The organism is Frankia sp. CoWAU3 (assembly GCF_977971855.1).
In genome coordinates, this window is record NZ_CDWWXB010000169.1 from 1 (window position 1) to 7,604 (window position 7,604).

The 7,604-nt window shown below is 69.4% G+C and carries 8 protein-coding genes and 1 pseudogene; 2 read left to right on the plus strand and 7 right to left on the minus strand.

Features of this window, described 5'->3' with window-relative positions; genetic code table 11:
- Positions 1 to 427, plus strand: a pseudogene (locus tag AC08ON_RS14005) (hypothetical protein); the annotation flags it as partial.
- Between the two features lie 72 nt (positions 428 to 499).
- On the opposite strand, the gene AC08ON_RS14010 reads toward AC08ON_RS14005, so the two are convergent.
- The 3 genes from AC08ON_RS14010 to AC08ON_RS14020 all read right to left on the minus strand — a co-directional run bounded on the left by AC08ON_RS14010 (position 500) and on the right by AC08ON_RS14020 (position 3,053).
- Positions 500 to 2,188, minus strand: a complete 1,689-nt coding sequence (locus tag AC08ON_RS14010) for a leucyl aminopeptidase family protein (protein ID WP_476617131.1) — start codon at positions 2,186 to 2,188, stop codon at positions 500 to 502.
- A gap of 112 nt (positions 2,189 to 2,300) precedes the next feature.
- Positions 2,301 to 2,468: a DUF3117 domain-containing protein gene (locus AC08ON_RS14015; protein ID WP_007511639.1), complete on the minus strand. Its 168-nt coding sequence runs from the start codon at positions 2,466 to 2,468 to the stop codon at positions 2,301 to 2,303.
- A gap of 222 nt (positions 2,469 to 2,690) precedes the next feature.
- The gene (locus tag AC08ON_RS14020; protein WP_063579555.1) at positions 2,691 to 3,053 is read right to left on the minus strand and encodes a DivIVA domain-containing protein; all 363 of its coding nucleotides are present in this window, start codon (positions 3,051 to 3,053) and stop codon (positions 2,691 to 2,693) included.
- A gap of 54 nt (positions 3,054 to 3,107) precedes the next feature.
- Between AC08ON_RS14020 and folP the strand changes: the two genes are divergently transcribed.
- The gene (gene folP, locus AC08ON_RS14025; RefSeq protein WP_476608289.1) at positions 3,108 to 4,025 is read left to right on the plus strand and encodes a dihydropteroate synthase; all 918 of its coding nucleotides are present in this window, start codon (positions 3,108 to 3,110) and stop codon (positions 4,023 to 4,025) included.
- Positions 4,026 to 4,040: 15 nt separating this feature from the next.
- On the opposite strand, the gene AC08ON_RS14030 is transcribed toward folP, so the two are convergent.
- The 4 genes from AC08ON_RS14030 to AC08ON_RS14045 form a co-directional block, all read right to left on the minus strand.
- Positions 4,041 to 4,640 (minus strand): LOG family protein, encoded by a 600-nt coding sequence (locus AC08ON_RS14030; protein WP_476608290.1) that lies wholly within the window; start codon positions 4,638 to 4,640, stop codon positions 4,041 to 4,043.
- Positions 4,637 to 5,413 (minus strand): LOG family protein, encoded by a 777-nt coding sequence (locus tag AC08ON_RS14035; protein ID WP_011438215.1) that lies wholly within the window; start codon positions 5,411 to 5,413, stop codon positions 4,637 to 4,639. The genes AC08ON_RS14030 and AC08ON_RS14035 overlap by 4 nt, the downstream gene beginning before the upstream one ends.
- Before the next feature lie 285 nt (positions 5,414 to 5,698).
- Positions 5,699 to 6,346 (minus strand): serine O-acetyltransferase, encoded by a 648-nt coding sequence (locus tag AC08ON_RS14040; protein ID WP_476608291.1) that lies wholly within the window; start codon positions 6,344 to 6,346, stop codon positions 5,699 to 5,701.
- Between the two features lie 147 nt (positions 6,347 to 6,493).
- Positions 6,494 to 7,249, minus strand: a complete 756-nt coding sequence (locus tag AC08ON_RS14045) for a glycoside hydrolase family 16 protein (RefSeq protein WP_476608292.1) — start codon at positions 7,247 to 7,249, stop codon at positions 6,494 to 6,496.
- Positions 7,250 to 7,604 lie beyond the last annotated feature (355 nt).

Here is a 7,604-nt window from a genome sequence, read left to right on the forward strand (position 1 = left end):
CTCCCCGACGGCCGTACCCACCCCGCCGGCCGCGGAAGGCGGCCTCGCCGGCCTTACCGCCGAGCAGGTGGCGATCCGGATGGCCGGCGCAGGCCTGCCGCTGCACACCACCGTCGTCTACACCGCGGCCACCGACCCGGATCGTCTCCTGGGTCGGACGAACGGCTACACCAGCAGAATCGCCTTCAGCGATCCGCGGGTGGGCGTCAACGAGGTCTCCGGAAGCCCCGCGGGCGCGATCGAGGTCTTCGCGGACGCGGCGAGCGCGCAGCAGCGGGCGACGAAGCTCCTCACCGTCACCGCCGACAACCCGCTCGTCACCGAGTACGTCTTCGTCCAGCGCACCGTGGTGCTCCGGGTCTCCCTGGTCCTCACCGCGGACATCGCCCGGGAATACGAGGCCGCGCTCCTGCGTCTCTCGGCCTGAGATCCCCTCGCGGCCCGGCAACACCAGGACATCCAGGACATCGGGGGCATCCGGGAGTTCCGGGGGCTCTACTCAGGCCGCCGGTGTCTGGGACGGCCCACTCGACAGCCAGGTCAGCAGGGTACGCACCCCCCACCCGGTGCCGCCCCGGCTGATCTCGCCGTCGTCGGCGTCCGACCGTGCGGTGCCCGCGATGTCCAGATGTGCCCAGGGCCGCCGGCCCGCGAACTCCCGCAGGAACAGCGCCGCGGTGATGGAACCGCCCCCGACGTCCAGCGCCCGGCCGATGTTGGCAAGGTCCGCCACCGGCGAGTCGATCGCCGCCCGGTACTCCTCCACCAACGGCAGCCGCCACACCCGTTCCCCGGCGCTGTCCGCCGCGGCGGACAGCGCCGGCGCCAGCTGGTCGTCCGAGCTGAACAGCCCGGCGGTGCGCCGGCCGAGCGCCACGGCGATCGCTCCGGTCAGCGTGGCGAGATCGACGATGACATCCGCGTCGAGCGCGCCCGCGGCGTAGGCGAGGCCGTCCGCCAGCACCAGGCGACCCTCGGCGTCGGTGTTCAGTACCTCCACCGTGGTCCCGCCCCAGCAGGTGATGACGTCGCCGGGACGCATGGCAGTCGCACCGATCATGTTCTCCGCCAGACAGAGCAGGCCGGTGACGCGCCCGGGCACGTTCAACGCCGGCAGCGCGGTCATCGCCCCGAGCACCGCCGCCGCGCCCGCCATGTCGGTCTTCATGCCGGCCATCGGGACGGCCGGCTTCAGGGAGAGCCCACCCGAGTCGAAGGTGATTCCCTTCCCGACCAGGACCCGGTGACCATCGGTGAAGCGGCCCGCCGGCGAACCATCCGGCTCCGCCGACCCGATGGATCCCGCCGACCCGGCCTCGCCAGAAGTCCGCGGTGGCCCGTGATATTCGAGTTTGACCAGGTAGGGCGGCCGAGGGGAACCCTCACCGACGGCGCACAACCCCCCGAAGCCCTGCGCCGGAAGATCGTCGGGGCCGAACAGGGTCGCGTCGAGACCCGCCGACGCGGCGATGCGCACGGCACGGTTCGCCAGCCACTCGGGTGACTTCACCAGACTCGGCATGTTGACCAGATCGCGGGCGATGTACACCCCGGTGGCCACCGCCCGCGCGGCGTCGACCGCGGCCACCGCCCCGGGCCCGTCCGCCCGACCGGTGAGCACGATGACGTTGCCGGGCGCGCCGTTCTCCGGCCTGGGCCGGCCGGCCGGGTCGAGCGCTCCGCCGGCCGGCTCGGGCACGCCAGCAGCCCGGTCGAGCACGCCAGCGGCCCGGTAGGCGCCCAGCGCCAGGCCTTCGGTGAAGGCCCGCAGGCTCGGATCGCCGGGCTCCGCCACCACCGCGAGCCGGTCCGGTGCCCCGGCGCGGCGGGCGAGCGCGGCACCCGCGGCCCGCCAGTCACCCGGTTGACCGGCGCCGATGCCGACCACGAGCAGCCGGGTCGGCCGAGCCGTCCGGGCCAACGGCACCACCAGCACCGAACCCGCATCGCCGCGCAGGGACTCGGACTCGATCAGCAGCGCAAGATCCAGTCCGAGATCGGCGCCGACACCGCGGGCAGTCTCGTCGAACACGGGCCCGTTCTCGGACGACGCGAGGACCAGGGCGACGGTCGAGGGCTCGACGTCGGTGGCGGTGGCGGTGGCGGTGGCGGACCGTAGGGTAACGCCGGGAGGAAGCCTGATGAGCCCGTCGATCGCCGGGCCTGACGCGGAATCAACGATGCTCATGCCGGCCTTCTCACCGGGACCGCCGGACTCACCGAGACCGCCGGACCACCACGGAACCCGGCTGCCGCGGGACGGACGCGAGGACAGCGCACGCGGACGGACACCCGGACGGTTAACCGACCGCGGTCTTCAGGGCATCCCCCAGCGCACTCGCCTCGTCGGCGGTGAGTTCCACGACGAGCCGACCGCCCCCTTCCAGCGGGACACGCATGACGATGCCGCGCCCCTCCTTGGTCACCTCGAGCGGACCGTCACCCGTCCGCGGCTTCATGGCCGCCATCGGTGCACCTCTTCCTGCCGTCGGACCTGCATCTGACGACGATTATCCCGTAGACCGGACCGCAAACCGAAACACGTCTCTGCGCGGCATCACAACAGTCGCCCGCCGCAACATCGAGAGGTGGGCGTCGATGTTGACGACAACGCCTGCGCGTGTCCCTGCATAGGTCAGATCGACCGGTTACCAACAGTCGACTGTGATGCCACAGACAGTCGGCTGCGATCACTCGTCGATCTGTGGCGAGCGAGTATCCCGATGCCCGTCCGGCGATGGCGCGGTGTCGACGCGCGCGAAGGCGGCCAACCGGACCAGCTCCTCGTCCCGCCGGGCCAGCTCCTCGTCCCGCCAGGCCAGCTCGTCGGCGAGCCGAAGCAGGACGGCGTCGACCTCGGCCATCCGGTAACCACGCAGCGCCATCCCGAACCGCGTGCGGGCAACGTCACCGGCTGTTACCATGCCGGCAGGTAGTCCGGTAGGAGCGCCGTCCGGCGGCGCCGGGGCGAGCCGATCGAAGCGACCGACGGCCAGCGCGGCCACCGCGAAGACGACGGCGGCCACGATCACAATCTCGATGACGAGCACCACACATCCGATCGTGCCACGGCCCGCCGATCGTGGTGATTCTGGCAGGCTGGCCCGGTGCATGCCGACGCTGCCCACCCGGCCCCGCAACGACTGGATCCGCAACGACTGGATCCGCTACGGCTGGGTCCGCGGACCTTCGAGCCGACCGAGCTGATCGTGATGGCGATCGTCAACCGCACCCCGGACTCCTTCTTCGACCGCGGGGCGACATACGGTGCGGCCGAGGCCTTGGCTGCGGTCGACCGTGCGGTCGACGAGGGGGCGGGGATCATCGACATCGGCGGGGTGAAGGCCGCGCCCGGCGGCGAAGTGAGTGCGGCCGAGGAGCTGCGCCGTGTGGCTGGCTTCGTCGCCGAGGTCCGGGCCCGCCATCCCCGGCTGGTCATCAGCGTCGACACCTGGCGCGCGCAGGTCGGACGGGTCGTCGCGGGTGAGGGCGCCGACCTGCTCAACGATGCCTGGGGCGGGGTGGACCCGGCGCTCGCCGAGGTCGCGGCCGAGTTCGGCGTCGGTCTGGTCTGCACCCACGCCGGCCATCTGCCGCCGCGCACCCGGCCGCACCGGATGGTCTACGACGATGTGGTCGCCGACATCGTCGCCACCACGGTGGGGCTCGCCGAGCGGGCGGCGTCGCTCGGGGTCCGGCCGGATGCGATCCTCGTCGATCCGGGGCACGACTTCGGCAAGAACAGCCGCCACTCCCTCGAGGCCACCCGCCGGCTGCCGGAACTGGTCGCCACCGGGTGGCCGGTGCTCGTCGCGCTGTCGAACAAGGACTTCGTCGGGGAGGCCCTGGACACCGGCATCGACGAACGCCTGGAGGGCACGCTGGCCGCGACCGCGGTCAGCGCCTGGCTCGGGGCCCGGGTCTTCCGGGCGCACCAGGTGGCGGCGACGCGGCGGACGCTGCGGATGGTCGCGGCGATCCGGGGCGACGTCGACCTCGCCGTCGCTCGCCGCGGCCTCGCCTGATGAACAGGAACGGGCTCAGTCGCCTTCGACGATCTCCCGCGGGGTCGGGGGCGGAGGCGAGGTGACGGTCGCCGCTGTCACGCCCGCCTCCAGGAAGTCCAGCGCCTCGCCGATGCCGGTCGCCCAGCGGAGGGCATCCCGGGCGCGCGGGCGGACGAACCCGCGGTCGACCATCTCGTCGACGAGAATCCGCAGGTGGGCGAAGACCCCGTCGGGGTCGAGGAGCACCACGGGCTTGGTGTGCATGCGCAGGACCCCGGCGACCCAGACCTCGAGCAGCTCCTCGAGGGTGCCCAGGCCCCCGGGCAGGGCCAGGAAGGCGTCCGAGCGCGCGTCCATGAGCGCCTTACGCTCCCGCATGGTCTCCGTGACGATGATCTCGTCCGCGTCCAGGTCGCTGACCTCCATCGCGACCAGCGCCCGCGGGATCACGCCGACCGTGTAACCTCCGCTGGCCCGCACCGCCCGGGCGATCGCCCCCATGCACGACACCGAGCCTCCGCCGGAAACCAGGGTGTGGCCGCGCCGGGCGAGCTCGGTGCCGGTCTGGGCCGCCAGCAGGACGTACGAGGGGTCGATCAGCTCGGAGGACGCGCAGTACACGCAGACGTTCACGGAATATCCATACCTGCGGGCCGGGTGTGCCCGGCGGTTCCCTCCAGGATGATGCGCACGGCCTCGTGGATGTCGTCGGTGATCGAGAGGATCTGCAGGTCCCGCTCCTGGACCAGGCCGGCGGGCAGCAGGGTCGTCCGCATCCAGTCGACGAGTCCCGACCAGTACTCGGAGCCGATCAGCACCACCGGGAACCGGGTGACCTTGCCGGTCTGGACCAGGGTCAGCGCCTCGAACAGCTCGTCGAGCGTGCCGAACCCACCGGGGAGGATCACGAACGCTTCGGCGTACTTCACAAACATCGTCTTGCGGACGAAGAAGTAGCGGAAACTGACACCGAGGTCGACCCAGTCGTTGAGCCGCTGCTCGTAGGGAAGCTCGATGCCGAGGCCCACCGACAGGCCGCCGGCCTCCTGGGCCCCACGGTTCACCGCCTCCATCGCGCCCGGCCCCCCGCCGGTGATCACCGCGAAACCGGCCTCGGCGAGCGCGGCGCCGAGCAGCCGGCCCTGCCCGTAGAACGGGCTGTCCGGGGGAATCCGGGCCGAGCCGAAGACGGTCACCGCCCGTGGCAGTTCGGCGAGCAGGCCGAAACCCTCGACGAACTCGCTCTGGATCCGCATGACCCGCCACGGGTCGGAATGGACGAAACCCGAGGGGCTGCGGGTGTCGAGCAGGCGCTGATCCGTGGTGGAGTGCTCCACCTGGCCACGCCGGGCGATGACCGGCCCACGGAACTGCTCCGGTGGCGGGATCCGGCGCTCGCGCCCCATCGCGATCCCCGTGTCGCTACCGGTCCCGGTCCCACCGCCTGCGGGAGCTCCCGGGCGGGCCGAGGTTCCCGGACCGGCAGCGGGACCAGAAGCCCCAGAAGCCGTGGGACGTCCCATGGGCGGGTCGTCAGAAGAAGGCACGGCGCCCTCCCCCTCAGCAAGCGGCGGGGAGGGCGGCTCCGGGCTCAAGGACGGCGTCACCACGGCACCATAGGCCACGCTCCGACAGACACATCACGATGCCCGCACGGTAGTAGGACGACGGTGGACGAGGTCAGGGCGAGGCTATGGCGAGCTGACCAGGCCGAGCGACGCCCTTCTGGCCTCGTCCCGCACCATCCCGAAGTACTCGACATACTCGAAGGCGCCCCGGCTCGAGACCACGCGGGCAGGAGCACCCACCGCGACCGATCGAGTAGCAATCGATCGGGTTACCACGGCATTGGCGCCCACCAGGGCGTCGTCTCCCACCTCAAGACGACCCAGGATCCTCGCTCCAGTCCCGATACTCACCCGATCGCCGATTGTCGGGCGACCGAACTTCTCGCCAGTACCGCTCTTTCCTATCGTCACATCGTGTCCTACGTTGCAGTTCTCACCAATTTCACAGGCACCAATGATCACACCCCCAAAATGGGCGATAAAGAACCCCGGACCTATCCTGGCGGCGGGGGAGATCCAGATACCCGTCACGATCTGCGAGACCCGAGACAGAACGCGGTAGACAACCGTGCCCAAGAGCCGTCCTGCCGCCCCGGCTACGCCTTTCTGCGGACTTGCGACGAACGCACCGAACCGGTAGACGAGGATCGCCTGGAGGCCGGGGTTGTTCAGAACAGCAGCGATGCGGCTGGCCCCGATCGAGCGGGGTCGACGGCCATCGTTGTCGTAGTAGACAAATCGGTCAATATCCCGAAGAACAACATCCTTCAACGAACTCTCCCCTGGCAAAAAATGGATGAGAAATGGTCGTCCACTGCCGGTAGATCGTTGATTTCAGCCGGCGGGTATAAGCCACTTCGCAGGGCACTGCCACAGTATCGTCGGGGCGCCAGCCGAAAAAATCTTGGAAGTCCGGCCTTACCATGGTCTGCCTGAATAGACACGCACATAGTCTACGAACAGCGTCTGCGGGAACGCGGAGGCCGGCGGAAGCGGGGGACTCAGCTTCGCACTGACGGCGACATCCATGATTATATAGAAGTCTTTGTTCCACAGCCAAACCGGCGTGTCCTTCGGCTCGAGATGGCGGATGAGAAGGCCATCGAAATAGAAGTCGAGCCTGTTCGACCCCCAGTCAAGAGCATAGTTATGATAGCGGTCCGCAAGCGTGCCACCTGGGTAGACATAGTTCTTTCCCGACCCCCACCAGCCGGCCTCCCAACGATTTCCAGAGCCATCAACTCCAACAATGTTGGTATGGACCGTGGCCGGCTCGTTTGCCGTCGCCTCGACGACATCGATCTCGCCGGAGCGAGGCCAGTCATAAATTCCGTTCGGCCCTAGGAGCCAGAGAGCAGGCAACGTCCCGGTACCGATCGGCAGCCGGGCCCGGAACTCGAAGTACCCATATCTCCAGGTGGCCTTACCGCGGGTCTCCACCCGGCCCGACGAGAAGTGGGTATCCCCACAGGTTTTTATGGGAGATTTCTCCGCAATCGCCGTCAGCTTGAGATGGCCCTTGCCGTCCAGGCCGACGTTACGGGGATCGGCCGTATAACAGGAGACGTCCGTCGGCCCCCATTTCCCCCCTTGCGTGATCAACCACCTGGCGGGATCAACCGAGGCGTTCGCCGGACCGTCAAATTCATCGGACCACAGCAGTCGCGGCTCCATCCCGTCATCCTCTCGCGGAGTCCGCGGACCATTCGGCGGAGAAGCCTCTCCGGAGGATCGGGGACTAGAACCTGCCGAGGTGCCGGTCGCCGACGGTGGGCCGGATGGTAGCGCGGAGGAGGTCACCATGCCGCCAACGCCCGGACCGGCCACCGAAGGTCGAGGAGTGGCCTGCGGCGAACCAGATTCCCGTTTCGAGGTTCCACATCCCACGACCAGGCAGACGAGAAGAAGAGCGACCAGTCCTCCACGTCGACTCCGTCTCCAACGCCTCACCCGAGGTTTCATCCACCACGCCCCACATCTTCCGCCGGCACGACCAGTTGACTCGACGGTAAGCCATCTCACTTGGGTG

Bases quoted from the DNA above. Each gene is read 5' to 3' on its own strand.
- AC08ON_RS14010 (WP_476617131.1), bottom strand. From the start codon at position 2,188: ATGAGCATCGTTGATTCCGCGTCAGGCCCGGCGATCGACGGGCTCATC.
- AC08ON_RS14015 (WP_007511639.1), bottom strand. From the start codon at position 2,468: ATGGCGGCCATGAAGCCGCGGACGGGTGACGGTCCGCTCGAGGTGACC.
- AC08ON_RS14035 (WP_011438215.1), bottom strand. From the start codon at position 5,413: ATGGGGCGCGAGCGCCGGATCCCGCCACCGGAGCAGTTCCGTGGGCCG.
- AC08ON_RS14045 (WP_476608292.1), bottom strand. From the start codon at position 7,249: ATGGAGCCGCGACTGCTGTGGTCCGATGAATTTGACGGTCCGGCGAAC.